This is a genomic window from Paraburkholderia caledonica (assembly GCF_000383275.1).
In the GTDB taxonomy this organism is placed as follows: domain Bacteria; phylum Pseudomonadota; class Gammaproteobacteria; order Burkholderiales; family Burkholderiaceae; genus Paraburkholderia; species Paraburkholderia caledonica.
Genome location: NZ_KB911034.1, coordinates 343,871 through 363,767, shown reverse-complemented (window position 1 = coordinate 363,767; position 19,897 = coordinate 343,871). Strand labels below are relative to the sequence as shown.

17 protein-coding genes are annotated in these 19,897 nt (G+C 62.9%); 5 read left to right on the top strand and 12 right to left on the bottom strand.

The genetic code is table 11. The features are described from left to right. Position 1 precedes the first annotated feature (1 nt). Complete coding sequence (locus tag H281_RS0101695) at positions 2 to 1,276, bottom strand: EAL and HDOD domain-containing protein (RefSeq protein ID WP_020065359.1); 1,275 nt, start codon at positions 1,274 to 1,276, stop codon at positions 2 to 4. A 57-nt stretch (positions 1,277 to 1,333) separates the two neighbouring features. Further along, positions 1,334 to 1,543 carry a hypothetical protein gene (locus H281_RS36715; protein WP_164701814.1) on the bottom strand — a complete coding sequence of 70 codons (210 nt, stop codon included), beginning with the start codon at positions 1,541 to 1,543 and terminating at the stop codon, positions 1,334 to 1,336. 95 nt (positions 1,544 to 1,638) lie between these two features. Between H281_RS36715 and H281_RS0101690 the strand changes: the two genes are divergently transcribed. The 3 genes from H281_RS0101690 (at position 1,639) to H281_RS0101680 (ending at position 6,271) form a co-directional block, all read left to right on the top strand. Next, positions 1,639 to 2,769, top strand: a complete 1,131-nt coding sequence (locus tag H281_RS0101690; protein WP_020065358.1) for a GAF domain-containing protein — start codon at positions 1,639 to 1,641, stop codon at positions 2,767 to 2,769. Positions 2,770 to 3,205: 436 nt separating this feature from the next. Further along, on the top strand, positions 3,206 to 4,933 hold the full coding sequence (locus H281_RS0101685) for a methanol/ethanol family PQQ-dependent dehydrogenase (RefSeq protein ID WP_020065357.1): 1,728 nt from the start codon (positions 3,206 to 3,208) through the stop codon (positions 4,931 to 4,933). Positions 4,934 to 5,020: 87 nt separating this feature from the next. Beyond that, on the top strand, positions 5,021 to 6,271 hold the full coding sequence (locus tag H281_RS0101680) for a c-type cytochrome (RefSeq protein ID WP_027804209.1): 1,251 nt from the start codon (positions 5,021 to 5,023) through the stop codon (positions 6,269 to 6,271). 140 nt (positions 6,272 to 6,411) lie between these two features. Here the strand turns inward: H281_RS0101680 and pqqD are convergent, their stop codons facing one another. The 6 genes from pqqD to H281_RS0101650 form a co-directional block, all read right to left on the bottom strand. After that, entirely contained in the window at positions 6,412 to 6,693 is a 282-nt protein-coding gene (pqqD, locus tag H281_RS0101675; RefSeq protein WP_020065355.1) for a pyrroloquinoline quinone biosynthesis peptide chaperone PqqD, read from the bottom strand. 139 nt (positions 6,694 to 6,832) lie between these two features. Continuing rightward, complete coding sequence (gene pqqA / locus H281_RS34220; protein WP_033379411.1) at positions 6,833 to 6,907, bottom strand: pyrroloquinoline quinone precursor peptide PqqA; 75 nt, start codon at positions 6,905 to 6,907, stop codon at positions 6,833 to 6,835. Positions 6,908 to 7,186: 279 nt separating this feature from the next. Then, a complete protein-coding gene (locus H281_RS0101665) occupies positions 7,187 to 9,160 on the bottom strand; it encodes a sigma-54-dependent Fis family transcriptional regulator (protein ID WP_020065353.1) in 1,974 nt (657 codons plus the stop codon). 127 nt (positions 9,161 to 9,287) lie between these two features. Next, entirely contained in the window at positions 9,288 to 10,982 is a 1,695-nt protein-coding gene (locus H281_RS0101660; protein WP_020065352.1) for a putative bifunctional diguanylate cyclase/phosphodiesterase, read from the bottom strand. A gap of 47 nt (positions 10,983 to 11,029) precedes the next feature. After that, complete coding sequence (locus H281_RS0101655; RefSeq protein ID WP_020065351.1) at positions 11,030 to 11,530, bottom strand: GAF domain-containing protein; 501 nt, start codon at positions 11,528 to 11,530, stop codon at positions 11,030 to 11,032. An 87-nt stretch (positions 11,531 to 11,617) separates the two neighbouring features. Continuing rightward, positions 11,618 to 12,043, bottom strand: coding sequence for a TOBE domain-containing protein (locus H281_RS0101650; RefSeq protein ID WP_020065350.1), 426 nt, complete (start codon positions 12,041 to 12,043; stop codon positions 11,618 to 11,620). Positions 12,044 to 12,161: 118 nt separating this feature from the next. On the opposite strand from H281_RS0101650, the gene H281_RS0101645 reads away from it, so the two are divergent. Together H281_RS0101645 and H281_RS0101640 are read left to right on the top strand one after the other, a co-directional pair. Beyond that, positions 12,162 to 13,877, top strand: a complete 1,716-nt coding sequence (locus tag H281_RS0101645; protein WP_027804208.1) for an SH3 domain-containing C40 family peptidase — start codon at positions 12,162 to 12,164, stop codon at positions 13,875 to 13,877. A gap of 223 nt (positions 13,878 to 14,100) precedes the next feature. Then, entirely contained in the window at positions 14,101 to 14,565 is a 465-nt protein-coding gene (locus H281_RS0101640; RefSeq protein WP_020065348.1) for a VOC family protein, read from the top strand. Between the two features lie 273 nt (positions 14,566 to 14,838). Here the strand turns inward: H281_RS0101640 and H281_RS0101635 are convergent, their stop codons facing one another. The 4 genes from H281_RS0101635 to H281_RS0101620 all read right to left on the bottom strand — a co-directional run bounded on the left by H281_RS0101635 (position 14,839) and on the right by H281_RS0101620 (position 19,620). Then, positions 14,839 to 15,762, bottom strand: coding sequence for a recombination-associated protein RdgC (locus H281_RS0101635; protein ID WP_020065347.1), 924 nt, complete (start codon positions 15,760 to 15,762; stop codon positions 14,839 to 14,841). A gap of 140 nt (positions 15,763 to 15,902) precedes the next feature. Next, a complete protein-coding gene (locus H281_RS0101630; RefSeq protein ID WP_020065346.1) occupies positions 15,903 to 17,138 on the bottom strand; it encodes a glycosyltransferase in 1,236 nt (411 codons plus the stop codon). After that, entirely contained in the window at positions 17,138 to 18,493 is a 1,356-nt protein-coding gene (locus tag H281_RS0101625; protein WP_020065345.1) for an O-antigen ligase family protein, read from the bottom strand. Before H281_RS0101625 ends, H281_RS0101630 begins: the two co-directional genes overlap by 1 nt. After that, a complete protein-coding gene (locus H281_RS0101620) occupies positions 18,493 to 19,620 on the bottom strand; it encodes a glycosyltransferase family 9 protein (RefSeq protein ID WP_027804207.1) in 1,128 nt (375 codons plus the stop codon). The genes H281_RS0101625 and H281_RS0101620 overlap by 1 nt, the downstream gene beginning before the upstream one ends. Between the last annotated feature and the right edge of the window lie 277 nt (positions 19,621 to 19,897).

The following is a 19,897-nucleotide window of genomic DNA, read 5'->3' as shown; positions in this document are numbered from 1 at the left end:
ATCAGGCGTACGAGAAGCACTCCCTCGAAGGTGACGTGCGCATCCCTTGCCCTATGGTCGATCGGGCGAGTGGCGACGCAGCGCAGGCGTCCGCTTTTCGCTCCCGCGCCTTCCCATGCGGCCCGCTCTCGTAGCTTTCTGCAACGGCAAGCAGCTCACCCAGCTCTCCGCTGCGCGCGGTCAGCGCGGCCCTGATGGACTGCTCGAGCGGTAGCTCCTGAGCAAAATCAGCCTGTTCCCGCGCATAACTCACGTGCAGCAACGACAGCATGCCGGTGAGGTAGGCGGTCTGTGCGAACGCCGTTCCAGCCGGGCGCTGCAACAGGGCGAGTCTCAGCATGAGAGACGCGCGTTGAGTCGCCAGCGCAATCAGCGGGTCACGGGAGACGATGTCGAAGTCCCCATGGTTGTAAAGCAGCAGGCTGCACCACTGGAAGAGCCTCGTTGTCCCGGCCGCAGCGAGTGCGTGGTGCAGCGATGAAATGGCCGTACGTTTCTGGTTGGCAGTACCCGGGCAGTTCGCAAGCCGAAGCAGTTGCGCCACCAGCACGGGCATGGTCGACAGCGCACGTATGATCCGGTGATCACACGCATCGTCGATCAGCAGGTTCAGCACTTCCAGCACCTGGCCCAGGTCAGGCACCATACGGCGCGCCTGCATGAGCTCTGGCCTGCTGAAGTAGAACCCCTGGACCATGTCGCAACCCGAATCGATGGCAACCTGCAACTGCTGCCTATCGTCGACCTTCTCTGCTACGACGACCTTGCCAGTGCGTTTCAGATCGCGCACCACTGTCTTTGCCCTGCCTGCTTCAATGGCGGGCCACTCGAGCTTGACGATGTCTACTACCGGCAGAAAAGCCTCGATGTCAGGAGTGATGTCCAGCACATCGTCCAGCGCGATCCGGAATCCGGCAGCGCGCAGCAGAGCGCATCGTTTTTTGAGCTGGTTGTCGAGCTCGCACGTCTCGAGTACTTCCAGCACGAAGCGCCTGCCCCCGAGGATCTGAGTCACTGAGGAGTGCAGGAAGTCCGCCGTGCAATTCAGATATCCATCGAGACCGTCCAGAACTGCCTCGATCCCCAACGCCCCCACGGTGCGCTCGACAACCTCCGCAGTGCAGCCAAACCCGTCGTGGACATTCGCCCCGGGGCCAGGCCCATCCCTGAACAGAAGCTCATAAGCCACGAGCCGGCCCGCCCGGTCGACAATCGGTTGGCGCGCGACCCGGGTTGTTGCAGCCTGGCTAGCTTCAGTCTGCTCACTGCTACTCATGCTCTCGCCTCCCGTTGTTTGTCCGGCTCGTATTGTTTTCGCCGCTGACCGGCGTCTTCAAATATTGATAACGGCGCGAGCCTGACGATTCTTTAGTGAAATTTCCATTTTTGCCATTTTATGCGGATGCCTAAAACGGCGCCGCGTCCACTCTTCCGAATTCATCGACATGCGGCTTTTCCAAAAAAAAAACCGGCCAATGGCCGGTTTCAGAAATCCTTGCCCGTCGGGGTACGGGAAAGGACGAGGGTTGATACGAGCAACCATCTTAACTCGATTTGCCGAATTTGCTATATTTTTTTGTGATTCACCGTTAACCCCTATATGCCGTATCCTCCCGGGGACGAACAGACTGGAACAAGATGGAAGACCCAATCATCACCACCCGGGCGGCAGCAGAACTGCTCGGCGTTTCGATCCGTACTGCGCAGACATGGATCGAACAGAACGCCCTCGACTCATGGAAAACGCCAGGCGGCCACCGGCGCGTGCGCCGCAGCGCTGTAATGGACCTGATGGCGAGACTCGCGCGTGAAAGAACCCACGGCCCTGCGATGGTCCTCGTCCATGCGCCGCAACATAAGATGCATCGCTACGTTGAAACCTTGGGCGTTTTGCCGGAGTGCACCGTTCGCGCCGGTTCCGACCCGTTCGCAACATTGTTATCGGCCGGATATCTGCTACCGCCAGTGATCGTCGTGGAATTCGACGGCGAAGACGGCGGCTACCCGCGGCTCATAAAAGAAATCCTCCGGCATCCGGGCCTCGGACACACGCATGTCGTCGTGACCGGAGATGTGCCGGGCGAACACGTGGCGAATCTCGGGGGCCCAGGAAGCCGCCTGCATGTGTTGCCGGCGGGTGGGACTTCGGAAATTCTGCAGAAGACAGTCCGCCACTTACTCGGTGACAAAGGGGCACTGTCACGGCCTTCGGTCGGGCCGGAGAGCGGAGATCCAGCGAGCAACGAGTCGCAACGGTTGATGGCCGTTGCCGCCGCCGGCGTAGTCGATACGCCTGAGGAAGAAGCGTTCGACGAGATCACGCGACTGGCGGCAACCCTGCTTGAGGCACCCATTGCGTTGCTGACGTTGCTCACGCCTGAGCGGCAGTGGTTCAAATCTCATTGGGGCCTTGAGCGCAGCGAAACACCGCGTTCATGGGCCTTCTGCAACTTCACGATCCAGCAGGACGACGTATTCGTCGTTGAGGACGCGGTGGCCGACCTGCGCTTTGCAGAGAATCCGCTGGTGACGGGCGAGCCCCACATCCGTTTCTATGCGGGCGTGAGCGTTCGCGACATTCAGGGCTACGCGCTCGGGTCGCTGGCTGTGATCGACCGCGCGCCGCGCAGACTCCTCCAGTCGCAGCGCGACGCACTCTCCACGCTCGGGCGCCTTGCGTCGGACCGTATCAACCTGCGCATCAGGGAACGCCAACTCAGATGGGCTCTGACGAGGCGTGCTGACGCGGGAGCCCCGCCCGTCGCCTGAGATCGAACGAACGATCCTGGTCCATCACTTGAAGGCTCGCCGCTGTCAGTAAGCTCGACGGCGCGTCGCTCGCGCACTCGAAGCCGCGCTGTCTTTTTTCGCAACACATAGCCGCCTGGTTGCGCCAACGCGCAACAGCGTCATGACCGTCAGCGAGCACGCTGACGGGCTCCAATGTTCCCCGCCTCTCCAGCCTGGCGCGTCTTGCGGCTTAGCCCTGCCGAAATGGCATGCGACTTGCCTTGAACGACTCGCAGTCAGACTGCGTTCGCAATGCGATGACGTCGCCGTCCGGCTTCGCGTCGATAACTCAACAGCAACCATGTGGTGTGGATCGGACCAGCGCGCCGCGCTCGAGTTCTGATTGGCCGCGACCACGTCGCATGAGACCGGAGCAGCGCTTAAGCGCGACCTCAGGTCGACACAGGAGACAAGGATGAAAGCACGTTCAATTTCGGTGCTGCGGCCGCGAGCGCTTGCAACAAGCGTCGCCGCGGTCGTCAGTCTGTCATGCGCAACGGCCGCCTTCGCCGACGATTATCCCGCCGTCACCTACGACCGGCTGAGCGCCGCGCAAAGCGATCCGGGTTGGCTCACGTATTACCGCACCTACAACGGCCAGGCACATTCGCCGCTCAAGCAGATCGATACGTCGAATGTGAAGCAGTTGAAACAGGTGTGGAGCTACAAATTTCCCGCGGATCTGCAACAGGGTTTCGAAGCCACGCCAATCGTCAATGGCCATTACCTCTTCGTGACCACGCCGAAAGACAACGTCTATGCATTCGATGCGGCAAGCGGCAAGCAGTTGTGGAAGTTCGAACCGAAGCTCGGCGCCGAGTCGTTCAAAACCGCATGCTGCGACGTGATCAATCGCGGTGTCGCGCTTTACGGCAAGAACGTGTATGTCGCGATGCTCAACGGCGAGGTCGTCGCGCTCGACGCGCAAACAGGTTCGCTCGCATGGCGCAAGACGATGTTCGAGCCGGGAGTCGGCTATGCGTTCTCGCTTGCGCCGCTCGCGATCGACGGCGCACTGGTGGTGGGCAGCGCGGGCGGCGAGTATGGCGCACGCGGCTTCATCGCGGCATTGAATCCTGATAATGGCAACGTGCTGTGGAAGCGCTTCACGGTGCCGGCGGCCGGAGAGAAAGGCGCCAACACGTGGCCCGACGGCATGCAGGAGCACGGCGGCGCGCCTGCGTGGCTCACGGGAACGTATGACGCGGCATCGAGAACGCTGTACTGGGGGGTGGGCAATCCGGGCCCGTGGCTCGCAGATCTGCGGCCGGGCGACAACCTCTATTCGGATTCGCTGCTCGCGCTCGACCCGAAGACCGGCGACCTCAAATGGCATTACCAGTACACGAAACACGACACCTGGGACTATGACGGCGTCAACACGCCGGTGCTCGCGAACATCAAGTATCAGGACAAGAACTATGACGCGATCATTCATGCGGACCGCAACGGCTACTTCCACGCAATCGACCGCGGCACGGGCAAGCTGATCTACGCGAAGCCCTTCGTCAAAGCCACCTCAGTGACAGGCTACACCGCGGACGGCGTGCCGGTTCAGGACCCGTCGAAATACCCGAAGACAGGCACGACCATCGAGACGTGCCCGAGCTTCCTCGGCGGCAAGAACTGGTGGTCGGTTTCGTACGACCCCGACAGGCAGGTTGCTATTGTTCCGGCGCTGCATGCGTGCATGTCGCTGTCCGGCAAGTCGGTCACGTACATGGAAGGACTGCCGTACCTCGGCGAAGGCTTCGAGATCAAGCCTGAGCCTGGCAGCAAGGGCTACGGCGAACTGCAGGCTATCGACGTCACGACCGGCAAGAAGATGTGGAGTTACTGGAGCAAGCTGCCGTGGAACGGTGGCGTTGCCACCACCGCGAGCGGACTCGCGTTTAGCGGTTCGTTGGACGGCCATCTGTACGCATTCGATTCGTCGACCGGCAAGGTGCTCTGGAAGAGCCCGAAGCTCGCCAGCGGCATCGTGGCGCAACCGTCGGTGTTCGAGGTCGACGGCAAGGAGTACGTGGCGATTCTCGCCGGCTACGGCGGCGCTAATCCAATCTGGGGCGGGCCGATGGCGAAAGCTGCCGAAAAGATTCCACGCGGCGGCACGCTGTACGTGTTCGCACTCAACCACGGCTGATCTCCACGCGGGCGCCGCGCCGGCCTCGCGCGCCTGATCGCGCGCGCAGGTGGCTCGCGGCGGTCCGCCCTTCCCGGAAGCAATATCATGAAGACTCGACTCAACTCTTTTGCTCTAGCCGGCGCGTTGCTGGCGAGCGGCATGCCGATGCCTGGTCACGCCAGCGCGGGCGTGCGCGTTTGCACTTTTCCAGGCAGCCCTTCGACGGTGCTCGACGAGGCCGTCACACGCGAAGCATTTCGCACCGCCGGCGTTGCTTTGACGCTTGCGCCAGGAGGTTTCGCGAGCAACGACGACGACGGCGTCTCGCTCAAGGAACTCGACAAGGCGCTCGCCCGCAAATGCGATGTGATCGCCGGCTTTCCGCGCTCCGAGGTCGCCGACGGCTCCAATAGCAAGCTGACTTTCTCGCGGGCTTATCTGCACTCGGGCTATGTGAGCGTGACGATGCAAGAACCCGCGGGGCACACAGGCGACGCCGAGATCGTTGCGGCCACGTATGCGAGCCCCGCGCAGTTGATCGCCGTGCAGCAACCGAACGTGAAGCTCGACTTAGAGAACACCGCTGAACTGACCGTCGATGCCGTCGCCAACGGACATGCACAACGTGCGATCGTCTGGTACCCAGCTGTCGTTGCTTATACGAAAACGCATCCCGAGCGGCGCTTTCAGATCGCGCAAGCCGCTTCGGCATATGCCGACTGGCAACTGGTGTTTGCGTTCGGCAAAAACGGAGCAGCGTTGCAGCCGCGTATCGACGCCGCGCTGCGCAAGATGGAGTCCGACGGCAGACTCGCCGCATTGACGCGCGGCTGGACGCTGCCTCGCACAGCACAGGCGAGCATGCCGGACACAGGGGTGTTCGCGTATCGCGACGGTCCTCGTCATGCCGACATCAAAGGAGCAATCATGCGAGCCGGTGGTCGCGAGATTGCCGAGGGCCATTTCATCAAGGTCGATGCGGCCGTGTCCACGGACGCGCCGGCTTTCGACCGCGCCCAGGTCGCGCATGGCAAGACCTTGTACTCGAGCGCGTGCGCGAAGTGCCACGGTCCCGATCTGCAAGGACTGAACGCGCCTGCGTTGCGAGGTCCGTCGTTTGCACCAACGGCGAATGCGAAGCTGACTATCGGCGGTGTGTATGGGTATATGGCGACCAACATGCCCGCGGACCGTCCCGGCAAGATGAAGCCGCAAGACTACGCGGACATCATGGCGTTCCTGTTGTATTCGAACGGCTACAGCGCCGGAAAGAGCAAGATGACGGACGAGAGCGCGAGGGCGTCGTCGAAACCGCTGAGCGCCGGTAGCTCGCTCAATGCGGGTACTTCGCCCTAGAGGCAAGCGCTGAAAATGTGATTCGCGCCGTGCGGCGCGAGTGAAAGCGCTCAGCGATTCCCTGTGGTTCAGGAGAATCGCTGGGCGCTTTTAACGTATGTGATAAGTACCTTGCGGCGCCCCGAACGCTCAAGTCGTGATCACTCTACCCAGCCGCGTTGCCGGGCATGCTCGATGAAACGATAGACGTCCGTGGCGAGATCCGACGCGTTGAACATGTCCTCGAGCTCGCCGATGATCTCGTCGAGTTCGCGCGTGCCGTCGCAGCGGCTTAGTATTTCGCCTGCTGTCGGATTCAACTTGACGACCCCTGCTGCAGACACCAGCACATAGCCGACTTGCGCGACATCCCGCTGCAAGCGGAAGAGCGGATGCAAATTCGGGCGCGGACCGATGAAGTTTTCAGTATCCGGAGCATTCATGGCAGTCACGCGTGTCTGATTCGTTGTGGCAGGGCGCTGCCTGCATCGAAGCCCGGAATCTATGCTTGCCTAGGCGATGCTTTGAACGCCGCCGCGCGCCTCGTGCAACGTGACGCGCGCGGCGGCGTTTGAACATGGCTTAGCGAGTGGCGATATACATCGTGATTTCAAAACCGAAGCGCAAGTCGGTGTAAGCGGGGGTGGTCCACTGCATGGCTGTCTCCTTGAATAGGACATTTGATAAAAAACCGCGTCGGCGAAGCGGTTCTCTTATGAACGCAATGTCCATGCCGAACGTATCGACCTGCGCTTTGATTTCGCCTGTAGTGCAGCCAAAGCGCTGCGTCCCAAGCGACGGCTTGTTTGCGACCCAATGCCTGCCGCGCGTGGCAAGCACGCCACGCTAGGCGCGGCATCGAAATTCGCACCCGTTCAATTCCGGAACAGTGCTGTTGCACAACGGAGCATCGCAGCGCATAGCTCCCCACGCGAGTCACGCTGCGTCTTCGCTGTTGTTCGCGCCGTGCGCCGGCAGCTTCCGATAGATGGTATTGCGCGAGATGCCGAGCGTGCGAGCCGCAGCCGACACGTTGCCGCCATGCTGCGCGACCGCGTTGGCGATCACGCTCGCGGCAACGTCGTGAAGCCGCCCGCTCGGTAACGACAACACATCCACTCCGTGCGGGGACGATGGCCCGGCGACACGCAGGTCGTCGAAGAAATCGTCGGGAAGATGCTCGCGGCGAATTTCTCCGTCTGCATCCACCATCACCGCCGCCGTACGCAGCAGATTGCCGAGCTGGCGGAAGTTGCCGGGCCACGCGCATTGCCCGAAGAGCGTCATGACGTCGTCTGCGATGCTGAGCGCCTGGCCGCCGCCGTTCTCAGCCGCTGCGCAATCCAGCATTTTTCTGATCACCGCTGATAGATCGGTGCGTTCGCGCAGCGGCGGCAATTTGACGACCAGACCGTTGAGGCGGTAGTACAAATCCTCGCGAAAGCGGCTCTGCGCGATCATTTCACGCAGATCGCGATGGGTCGCGCAAATGATCGCGACATCGACGGGAATCGACTTTGTCGAGCCGAGCGGGTTCACGAGACGCTCCTGCAGCACCCGCAACAGACGCACTTGCAACGGGTACGGCATGTCGCCGATTTCATCGAGAAAAAGCGTGCCGCCGTTGGCCTGCAACAGTTTCCCGACGGCGCCTTTGCGCCGCGCGCCGGTGAACGCGCCCTCCTCGTAGCCGAACAGTTCCGATTCGATCAACGTTTCCGGTATCGACGCGCAGTTCACCGCGACGAAAGGGCCGGCGCGGCGAGGCGAATCGTTGTGGATCGCCTGCGCGAGCAGTTCCTTGCCGGTGCCGGTCTCGCCGGTGATCAGAATCGGGATGTTCTTGCCGATGACCTTGCGCACCTTGGCGATGACCGCCGCGATCTGCGGGTCGCCGGTGTCGAGATAACCGAGCTTCGACAGCGGATGCGCGGGCATGGCGGATGGCTCGCTGCGCTGGGCCGCAGCCGATTCGGTCGGCGTGCGGGAACGGGCGGGCTCTTCGGCGACTGTCGAGCGGCGGAACCGGACGTTCGCGCACACCACGGCGCCGTTGCTCAGGTTCAGCGACAGATGACGATCGCGGTGCGTGCGCAGACGGTCGATCAACTGGGCGCTGGTAAGCCCGAACAGCGACGACAGCGTATGCGCGCGCAACCCCGCAAGCGGCAAGCCGAGCTGGAATTGCGCGCTGCGATTCGCGGACAGAAAGCGGCCGTCGCACGTGAAGGCAGCGATGCCTTCCATCAAGGTACCCAGAAACTCCGGACGGCCATGAAATGCTATCTGCAAGGTTTCGCGGAACGTGTTGGCAAACAGATGATTCTCGATCATCTGCACGGACATTTTTGCGAGCGCCATGGTGTGCTGGTGATAGCTGCGATGGTCGCCCGTGACGTCGAGCACGCCGATGAGATCGCCGTACGGATCGAGAATCGGCACGCTGGAGCAGGTCAGGAAGCGGTTGGCGGCGAGATAGTGCTGCTCGCCGTGCACGACGGTTGCGCTGCGTTCGGCGAGCGCTGTGCCGATTGCATTGGTGCCTTGACGGTTTTCCGCCCAGTTCGCGCCCGGCCGCAGCGCGACCTTTTCGGCGCGCCGCAGGAAGTCGTCGTCGCCGATCGAATGAAGGATCAAACCTTCGGCGTCCGTCAGCACGATCATGCTCTGAGTGTTCACAATCTGCTCATGCAGGGTTTCCATGACCGGCGTGGCGTGCGCGCAAAGAATGCGGTTCTGCTCGAGCTTCAGCGCCAGTTCGCCGGCCGGCAGCACATCGTAGTCGGGACGCATGGACTCGCTCAGACCGAACACTTCCGAGCGTTCATGGGACTTCTGAATCGACGGGGTGAGCCAGCAAGTCTCGTTGGGGGCGAATGGGGTTACGGCGTGATACGTGTCGTCGCGCATTGTCTCCTCCTGGTCAGGCCCGGGTCGTTTTGCCCGGGCCGTGATGGTGCGACACGATGCAAATATTGCGCCAACTCGTCACACACAGCGGCTGGCCTGATGGTTGACGGCACGCATGCCGCCGACATCACGCGCCCGACGGACTCAGCAGATTCCCCAACGCCGACGCCGTCACCGGCCGCGAAAACCAGAAGCCTTGCGCCTCGTCACAGCCGAGCGCCTGTAGCTGCGCCGCCTGTTCAGGTGTTTCGACGCCCTCCGCCGTGACGCGCAGCCCGAGTGCGTGCGCCATTGCGACGATCGCGCCGACGAGCGCGTGACATTGCGGATCGCCGGCCATTCTCGTCACGAACGACTGGTCGATCTTCAGGCGATTGAGCGGAAACCGCGTCAAATACGCGAGACTCGAATAGCCTGTGCCGAAGTCGTCGACGGCAATCTCCACGCCGAGCCCGCGCAGCGCGTGGAGCGTTTCCAGCGTCTGGTCGGTGTCGCCCAGCAACACACCTTCAGTGATCTCCACTTCCAGATAGGACGGAGCGAGCGCGGCGCTGTCGAGCGCGCCGCGAATGGTCTCGAACAGGTCGTGCCGCTGGAACTGCTGCGGCGACACATTAACCGCGACGCGTGGCAGGTTGCCCGTCATGCGAAGGAGTTTGCCCGCGTCGCGACACGCGGTGCGGATCACCCATTCGCCGATCTGCTCAATGAGCCCGGACTCTTCGGCAACCGGCACGAACTCGGCCGGACTGATCATGCCTCGCTCTGGATGATTCCAGCGCAGCAGCGCTTCGACTTGCGCGATGCGGCCAGTGGCGAGCGTCACCTGCGGCTGGTAGACAAGATGCAACTGCTGGCGCTCCAACGCTTCACGCAACATGGTCTCGATCTGGAAGCGGCGCGCGGCCTGCCCTTCGAGCGCGGTCGAAAAACGCCGGACCGCGTTGCCGTTGACCGCCGCTGCCGCCGAGAGCGCGACGCCCGCGCGGCGCATCAACGTCGGCGCATCGCCGCCGTCGTCCGGATACGCGACGATGCCGATGCTCGCCGCAATGTTCAGCGCCGTACCGCCGTAGTCGATCGGTTCGGCAATGCGGCTGAGCGCTTCGGCGGCGAACGCATCGGCAGCGGAGCCGGTCTCGTTGATCAGCAATGCGAACTGCGTGCCGCCGATCGAGGCGATCGTGCCGTCGTTCGGAAAGAGACCGCGCAACCGCTCGCCGACGATCTGCAACACCAGTTCGGCTGCGTGCAAACCGAGTGCGTCGCGAAGCTTGCGCAAGTGATCGAGCTCGGCGATCAGCACGGTAAAGCCGCTCGTATGGCGTTCGCAGCGCGCGATCGTCAACTCGAGGCGCTCGGTGAAAAGCGTCTGATTGGGCAGACGCGTCACGCCGTCGTGATGCGACACATACCAGAGGCGCGCGTCCGATTGCGCATAGCGCGTCATGTCGACGACAACGCCGACGTAACGCGCGTCGCCGGGATGACACACCCCTTCACCGGAGAGCGGGGAAAGCGCGAGCACCACGCGCACGGGCGTGCCGCTGCGTCGCAGATAAGTCCACTCACTCTCGTATCGGGCGCCTATCTTGGCCAATATCGGCAATTCGCCGCGACGTCTCGCAAGCTCTGCCGGATCGTGCAGCGATTCGAAGCTACGCCGGCCGACCAGTTCATTGGCGGTCATTCCCGTCAGTTTTTCGAAGGCCGCGTTGACGTGCTCGAACGTGCCGCGTGCATTGCAGATGAACATGCCGAAGGGCGCCGCTTCGAGAGCGGCGTCGCGCGCATGCACTGCGGGATGAGACGGGTCTTGCATCGCGCGCCTTATATTTTTCTGATAATGGCCGAGACCGCGTGCGGCGACTAAGGCGCGCGCGGCAGCGCTGATTCGATAAACACCGCACAGAGCGCTTGCATGCCCTTTGCGTCGTCTTCGTCGAAGCGCGCAACGAGCGGGCTGTCCACGTCCCATACGCCGATCAGCGTGCCGTCTGGCGCAACGAGCGGCACGACGATTTCCGATTGCGACGCGGAATCGCAAGCGATGTGGCCGGGGAATTCGTGGACGTCGCGTACAACCTGCGTCTCACGCGTTTGCGCAGCCGTGCCGCAGACGCCCTTGCCGAGCGCAATGCGCACGCACGCCGGCTTGCCCTGGAATGGGCCGACCACGAGTTCGCGGCCATCGAAAAAGTAGAATCCGGCCCAGTTCAGACCGCTCAGCGAATGAAATACGAACGACGAGAAATTCGCGGCGTTGGCGATCCAGTCGGTTTCGTCGGCGAGAAGCGCGCGCGCCTGCGCGACGAGTTCTTCGTAATGTGCGGCTTTGGGCAATTGCGAGGCGGAGGAAACTTCGAACATGACGGGTCCGTGATGAAAGCGGAAAGTGAGGAAACCAGCCGGCCCAGTGTAAAGCAAGCGGCTTCCTGGTTCACTGGAGTGCGGCCACTACGACTGCACGCCGATGATCACGCTCGACGCCTTGAAGATCGCCGTCGCCGCTTTGCCTGCCGCGAGGCCGAGGCGCTCGGCACTCTCGTTGGTCACGACCGCAGCGATCTGCGCGCCGCCCGCGCCAATGATCACCTCCGAATTGACCGCGCCTTTCGTTACTGCCGTCACGGTACCCGCGATGCAGTTGCGAGCCGACACCTGATTTTTCGCTACGTCGACCATCACGATAATCGAGGACGCCTTCACCAGCGCGAAGGCTTTCTTGCCTGCGGCGAGACCAAGCGCCGTTGCACTGCCGTGCGTAATGATTGCGACGATGTCCAGTCCGTCCGCGGTGCGCAGCGTGACTTCGTCGTTGACGGCGCCGTGCGTGACCGTCGTGACTTCGCCGGCAAACTGGTTGCGTGCGCTCGTTTGCATATCTTGCTCCTATGAATCAACGCACGAGGCGTTGAATGCGTTCGTTTGCGAATCGATCAAGTGTAATGGAACGCGCGACACCGTATCATCGTGGCCTTGGACTTACTTTGCCGAACTCATGCCTGTAGCCGTCCCTTTCCGCATCGCTCGCTCCTGGCCGAACGCCGCGCGCGCCGTCGTCATTTCCCTGGCTTTCGCGTCGCTTGCGGGGCTCGCCGCGTGTAGTAATCCGTCGCAGACACGCGACGCGCGCGTTACCGCGGATACGATCACGCTGTTCCCGCTCGGCGCCTATGATCAGGACGTCGATCACTGGCTCGATCCGACGAGCCCCGGTTACGACCAGACGTTCCTGAGTACCGCCGACCAGCAGGCGCACTTCCGGGCGCTCTATGCACGCTACTTCGGCACCGGCACCAATGCGCCGTCGCCGTGGAATTCCGCGTACGTCGCCATGCGCGTCTATCGCCAGCAAGGCGCGGATATTGTCGCGTTGCAGCAGCGCCGCATTGCCAGCTTCGACAATAGCGGCAAGAGCGGCGCGGCTGTCGGTTATGGCGAGAACTTCCGCCCGCACGACAAGGCGTGGATCGACGCCATCGCGCGCAACATGAACGTCGCGCAGTTCACCGAGGCGCCGGTCTACCAGCCCTCACGGCGTGCAATCGCGACGACCAACCTCATGGTGCGCGAGTTGCCGACCTCCGACCCGTCGTTTTACAGCCACCGTCTGGCTGGCGAAGGCTATCCGTTCGACAATCTGCAAATCTCCGCGGTGCGGCCGGGCACGCCGCTGTATGTGCTGGGCACGAGCGTCGACGGTGCATGGCGTTATGTGCAAACGCCGGATGTGCAGGGCTGGGTGCGCAGCGACGGTGTGGGCATGGCGAGCGAGCGATTCGTCGATACTTGGCGCGCAGCGACGGCCAAGTCGCTCGGCGCGGTGATTTCTGCTTCGGCGCCGGTGCGCGATAGCCGCGGTGTCTTCCGCTTCGACGCGCCTGCCGGCACGCTGTTGCCATTGATCGCGCGCTCATCGGTCAACGCGGGACGCGGCTTGAAGACGCGTGCGGCGGCTGACGGTAGCGCTAGCGGTGCTGGTGCTGCCAATGACTCGAGCGTGGACGCCAATGCCGGCACCAACGTTAGCGAACCTGGCGCGGTCGCCGATACGCCGGCTCCGCACCAAGTCCTCGTGCCCGCACGCGACGCAGAAGGCGACGCGCTCGTTCGCACAGCCGAACTTACCGACCAACAGATTGCACCGATGCCGCTCGCCGCGACGCCGCGCCATCTCGCGACGCTGATGAAAGCACTGATTGGCCGGCCTTACGGCTGGGGCAACAGCGGCCTCTATAACGACTGCTCGTCGGAGTTGCAGAGCATCTTCGCGACCTTCGGCGTGTGGTTGCCGCGCCATTCGTCCACGCAGATGAGTGCCGGGCGCATGATCGATCTGTCCGCTTCGACGCCTGGGCAACGCCTCGACTATCTGGCGCAACATGGCGTGCCGTTACGCACGCTGATTTATATCGGCGGGCATGTGATGCTTTACATCGGCAATACGACTCGCAACGGCGTCACGGTGCCGGTCGTCTATCAGGACGTGTGGGGACTGCGTCCCGCTGACAATAGCCGGCGCGCGGTGATTGGCGGCTCCGTCATCCTGCCGCTTTTCGAGCACATTCCCGAAGATTCCACACTGCAGTCGCTTGCGGCCACGCCGACATTCCAGATCAGCATACTTGGCGCACCCGACGGGACGGCGGCGCCTTCGCCAGGGCCCGCTGCGGCGCCACCGGCGCCTGCGGATGAAGATAATCCGGCGGGCTGAGGGTCGGGTGCGATGGCTGAAAGCTGACGGCTGACGGCTGACGGCTGATGGCTGACAAGCGACTTTCAGGCCTTTCAACCTCGCCGGTACGCGCACGTTCGTGCTCGAAAATATTTTTTACGGAGTGTCGATCCGGCGGTGATGCGCTCGTCGTAACGTTGGGAGCCTGGCTGAAACAGTCGGACTTCAATCCACGAACCTGTTACTTCAAGGAGTCGCCGTCATGAGCAGCCCTGCTGTCAAACCGATCCCGGAAGGGATGCACTCGCTCACGCCGTACCTGATCTGCGCAAACGCAGCCGAAGCCATCGCGTTCTACACGAAAGCCTTCAACGCCGTCGAACAGTTCCGGCTGCCGGGGCCGGGCGGCAAGGTGATGCACGCGTGCCTGAAAATCGGCGATTCCATGCTGATGCTCACCGACGAATGGCCCGAACACCAGGCGTTCGGACCGAACCACCTGCAAGGCACGCCGGTGACGATTCACCACTACGTCGAAGACGTGGACGCCAGTTTCCAGCAAGCCGTCGATGCGGGCGCGACCGTCAAGATGGCTGTCGCCGACATGTTCTGGGGCGACCGCTACGGCCAGCTAAAAGACCCGTTCGGACATAGCTGGTCGTTGGCGACGCATAAGCGCGATCTCAGCACCGAAGAGATCCAGCAGGCCATGGCGGCGATGAAATAGTTTGCGAGGCGGAATGCCTGGAGGGGAGTGGCGGGGTGAAGTTACCCACAGATTCTGTTCAGTAGTCTGTGCATAACCACCCCACAACTTCCTCAACTCGTTGATACGGTAGCCGTTTTCGCCGTCATGCTGAACCGGGTCACGGTTCCTTAAGCGAGCCTGTGCATCGCCACTGCTGCCCTCCCCCGACTACGGGATCGAGCGGACTTTCCGTCTCCAGGGACCCAAGCCTGGTGTAAGCGCAAAACAGGTCTCCCCGAACGCACCGCCCGCTCAAGCCGCCGCGGCCTGCAACACCGCGTCAACCTGCTCTCCGCCCAACGCGTCGAGCAGGTCACCCAGCATGCGATCGAGTTCCGCAGTCATCAGCGTGAAATCCGAGTCGAAGCGTTCGTCGTCGTTCTGCGCGGTCGGATCGCTGGCTTCCTTCAGCACGTCGAGCGGTGCAATGCGCTTGATCGTCAGCGAAGGCGTCAGTACGAACGACACCCGATCGTTCCACGTCATCGCAAGCCGCATGCATTGCTTGCCGGCCTCGATATGACGGCGCATATCTTCGGCGTCCAAAGCATGTCCGACGTAACGCACGGTTGCGTTGCCTTCCGCCGGTGAGCGCAACTCGGTGTCCTGATCGAGCGTGAAACCAGCGGGCCCCTCGCCCGAGAGCAGCCAACCCGTCATGGCCGCAACCGGCGATTGTGTAACGCGCACGGTGCCAAGCGGCAACTGGTCGATCGACTTCACCAGCAACCCGCGCACTTCGTCGGCAACTGCTTGCGACGCTGCGTCGATGACCAGCCAGCCGTTGCGGCAATCGATCCAAACGCGCGTATCACGCCGGATGCTGAAAGCGCGCGGCAACAGTTCGTCGGTGACCTGCTCCTTGAGTTCGCGCATCTGTTTGCGGCCTGGTTTGAAACCCTGCTGCTCTTCCAGTTCAGCGGCGCGCGCCTTAGTGACTTGCGTGACGACCGAAGCCGGCAGCAGTTTCTTCTCAGTGCGAAACGTGAGCAGCAATTGGCCATTGAGCGCATACACGAGCGAATCATTGTCGCGAGGAGACGCCCAGCCATGGCTTTGCATCTCTACACTATTGCCGGGCGCGAAAGCATGCGGCGCTAGCCACTTCTGCATCTGTTCGGGAGTAACGGACCACGGCGCGGGAAGGCGGTGAAGCTGAAGGTTTTTGAACCACATGGGCAGAGTCGAGTACGGGCAAAGCGCACCATTCTATCTCTATCCGGCAGGTCGCCCGACATACTGACGATGTCGGCGAGCGACGCCGGAGGACCAGCGTTTAGAGATTAACGCAACCGCCACGCGATCGAAGTCCCGGCTCACCGAGACGTCGCCGCCTTCTCCTTCAACAGCCTCGAGGCCAGTGCGAGCATCCGCTGGTTCGCGCTTGCGGGCGCGAAACTGGCGACCTTTTGTGAAGCTGCCTGCACGAGGCCACGGCGCAGTTCGGTCTCGGTGAGAAGACGTTCCATGGCCAGCGCCATCGCGTCGACATCGCCCGGCGGTACTAGCAGGCCGGCTTTGCCGCCCTCCAGCAGATCGCGCGGGCCGGTCGGGCAATCCGTCGATAGAACCGGCGTGCCGAGCGCCATGGCCTCGCCAAGCACCATGCCGAAGCCCTCATAGCGGCTGCTCAGCACTAACAGCTCTGCCTGCCTGATATAGGGCGATGGGTTCGCGCAAAAGCCCAGGAAATGCACGGACGGGGCGATCCCCAGTTCGCGCGCGAGTTGCTCCAGCTCGCCTCGGTCCCGGCCCTCGCCGATCAGCACCAGCGCCGCGCTGCAGCGGCCACGCTCGCGTAATTGGGCGTAGGCTCGCAGCAGCGTCTTGTGGTCCTTCTGACCTTCGTCCAGACGCGCCACCGACACAATGAACGAATCCGCCGGACGTTCGATCTGCCCGGACGCCGCACGCCGCAACGCATCGATGTCGATCACGTTCGGCAACTCGGTAACGTCCACATGACTTGTCGCGAAAAGCTCGCGCGCTTCGCGCAGCATGGCCGGCGTCAGCACGGCTACCGCGGAGTAACGTGCGAAATGCCGGACGCGGCGGGCAACATAACGCTCGCTCTTGTTGCCAAGCCGCGCGGCGAGGCTGAAGTGACTGACGCCAATCCACGGCACGCCGCAACTTCCTGCCAGATGACGCAGCGAAAAATCGAAGTCGCAAACCAGGTCGTGCCGGCTCGCGAGGCGTCGCATCCGCCGCGCCGCCAGCGGCCGGATCGCGCCGTAGGTCAGCGCCTTGTGCAACAGCTTCTCGCCGAGGCCGAGTTTGCGTTGACGCGCTTTCTTATGCAGCGCGACCATCCATTCCGATGAAGCGAGCACATGGACATCGACGTCGTCGGGAATGGAATGCGCGCGCCAGAACGCCAGGTCGTCGGTCGGATAAGCCACCGAGAGGCTCGGTGCGAACAGCCGGCGGTCCAGTGTCTTGAGCCACGACAGCAGCGCCGTCTCGGTGCCGCCCTTACCGAAGTCGTTGATGTGAAACAGAATGCGCAACGGGGCGCGGTCGGTCTCAGCGGCCTTTAATGTCTCGCTCATCACCGCCCTTTTTCATCCAGCTTGACGGTCTGCGATTCGCGTAGCGGTTCGACCCGCCCGGCCGTGGACATGGTGCGCTCAACGCTTTGCGAAGATCCAGCCGACGCTCTGCCGTGCTCCGCGTACCCCAGCAGGAGGCCCGCGAACGACCAGAACGCCAGCATGGTCGTCTGCCACATGAAATCGTCGGTCATGTTTTTCGCGATCATGCCGGCCACCAGTGCGACGCCTGCAGCGCATAACCACGGTTCGGCTCGCTGATACCGCCAGAATCGCGCAACCAGGCTTAGCAACAGCGCCGTCTGCAGCACCACGCCAATGAAGCCTGTCTGCAACCACGTGTTGATGAACAGGTTGTGCGCATGCGTCAGCGCTTGCGGTTCTGCCGCCAGCAACGCAGGCGGCATTGCATTGCGATAGACGATGCCCGGCAATGGCTTGCCGAAACCGATGCCGGCCCAGGCGTGATGCTCGGCCTGGCCGACATAGAACGCCCACAACTTCGGGCGCGTATCGGCCGATACCGTATCGCCGATAGCCGACAGTGAGCCCGGCACGTAGACCTGGTGACCGTCGATCACGACGTCGCGCGCCTGCGTGACCTCCGGCGCGGCACCGCTCGTGCGCAAGCGGGAACTGAGTTCGAGCGTGCCGACGCCGGCTGCACCCACCACGGCAATGGCCAGCACCGCAAGCATGAGGCGGCGCCGATACAGCGGATATAACGCGACGAGAAGCGTTACGGCGGCGGCCGGCCAGAAGAACCGGTTGAGCGTCGCGAGCCCGATAAAGAGGCACAGCACAATGCCGCTCGCGCCGACCACGCGCCAGCGCGGACGCAACAGGAAGCCGGCGAAGAGCGCCATCGAGAACACCGCGAGCGTGCTGGTATGACCGACGCGATTATAGAAATGCAACGGGAAGGTGTTGGCCGTAGGCGGCTGCAGATGCCCCCAGTTGAGCGCGCTGATCGTGGCGAGCACAAGGCACGCAAGCCAGTTGACCGCGACCACGGGCTCGGGTCGCCGCAGTTGGCTGCCGAACAGCCAGAAGCCCCAGAACGATACCAGCGGATAGAGCACCTCGTCGCACCACGCGTGCAGGCTGACCATCGGATACGGCGACCACGCCACCGAAGCAAGCCCCCACCCCGCCCACGCGGCGACGGGCAGCAGCAGCGGCCAGCGCACGAGCGGCGGACGGTCCGCCGAAAAGGCAGCCGCCGCGACACCGAGCGCAAGCAACGCGAGCGCGTTGAAGACGATCGCCGTCATGTGGCCGAACATCACCACGAACAGCAGGACCGGACAGGCAACCCAGAACAGGCGCTCCACTCGCGCAGCCGTGTGAGTCATTACGCTTTCACCAGGATATTTTGCAAAACATTGAATACCGACTCGACCGTGAGTTGGCCCATGCACTCGGCGTGGTCGCCGCGCCACGCGACGCAGGTCGTCTCGTTGCGATCGCAGCGCCGCACCCATGCTACCTCGCGGCGGAAGATAAAAGGCTGATCGCGGCACGGCATGTCGGCGACGGTGATCGGCACGAACGGCACCTCGCGCCAGTAGCGTCCCGCGCCATGAATCTGCGCGTTGCCGGGACCGAAGAGCGCAAGCGTAGGCACACCGATCAGGCGCCCAAGATGGGCAACTCCGGTATCGGGACAAACCACGGCCTCAGCACCGGCAAACAGATGCCACAACTCGCCGAGACCGAGCTGAGCCGCCAGATTCGGATGACGCGCTTGCGGGTCGATCGCGCGGATCAGAGCCGCTTCGCCCGGACCGCCGGTCCACACCGGCAGATAACCCAGTGCTTCGACTCGCCGCGCCAGCTCGAGCCAGCGTGCATTCGGCCAGCGCTTGACGCTCCCACTCGCGCCCGGATGAAGCACCACATAACGTTTTGTGAACTGCGCCGGCTCCGGCAACGCAAGATGCGGCGGCGCGGGCCAATCGGCGGGACGGTAAGCGCGTGGAGGCGGCCCTTCTATCAGTTGCGCGGCGAGGTCGGCCCACGCCTCGGGCGCATTGGGATATGGCACGCTCCGGTCGAGCGGCCAGTTCTTCCACGCGGGCTTGTCGCCGGAGTGTCCGACGATCCACCGGCAGCCGGCCGCGAGCGCGAGCCAGCTATAGCGGTTATCGCCGAGCACGAGGCCAAGGTCGTAAGGTCCGGAAAGCAAAACGTTTCGCACGGACGCCGGATCGCGCGGATCGAACGGCAACGCGTTCACGCCGAAAGGCCGCCCCGCATATAGCGGCACGATGGCTTTCGGGCAGGCCAGAAGAATGTCCGCTTGCGGATATTGCGCACGCAACTTGGCGAGCAGCGGCGTGAGCAGCAACGTATCGCCAAGCAGAAGATGATGCGCGATCAGGATGCGGCGAATGCTCTGCGGCTCGCGGCGAAAAGGCTTGGCGAGCAGTCGCGGAATAGCCGACCTGAAGGTGAGAAGACGCCCGGCAAGCCGACTCATAGGCTCATCGGCGCGTTTATTTCCGCCGCGATCTTGCTGTACGCCGATACCCGGCGCGAGGTCGCGTTCGCCATGCACAATCTCCAGCGTATTCTTTTCGACAGATCCAGTGCGGCGGCTACGGCCCCGTCGTGACGGGTAGGCGCGCCCCGGCGACGGCGCTGCTGGCCCGCCGCCTGTCCTCGCGGGCATTGAAGCCCGGTGAAGTAAAGGGGGTGTTCGGCTCGAATGAGATCAAGCCGAATTCAAGCGTTAATTTCAAGCGTCGATATCGCAA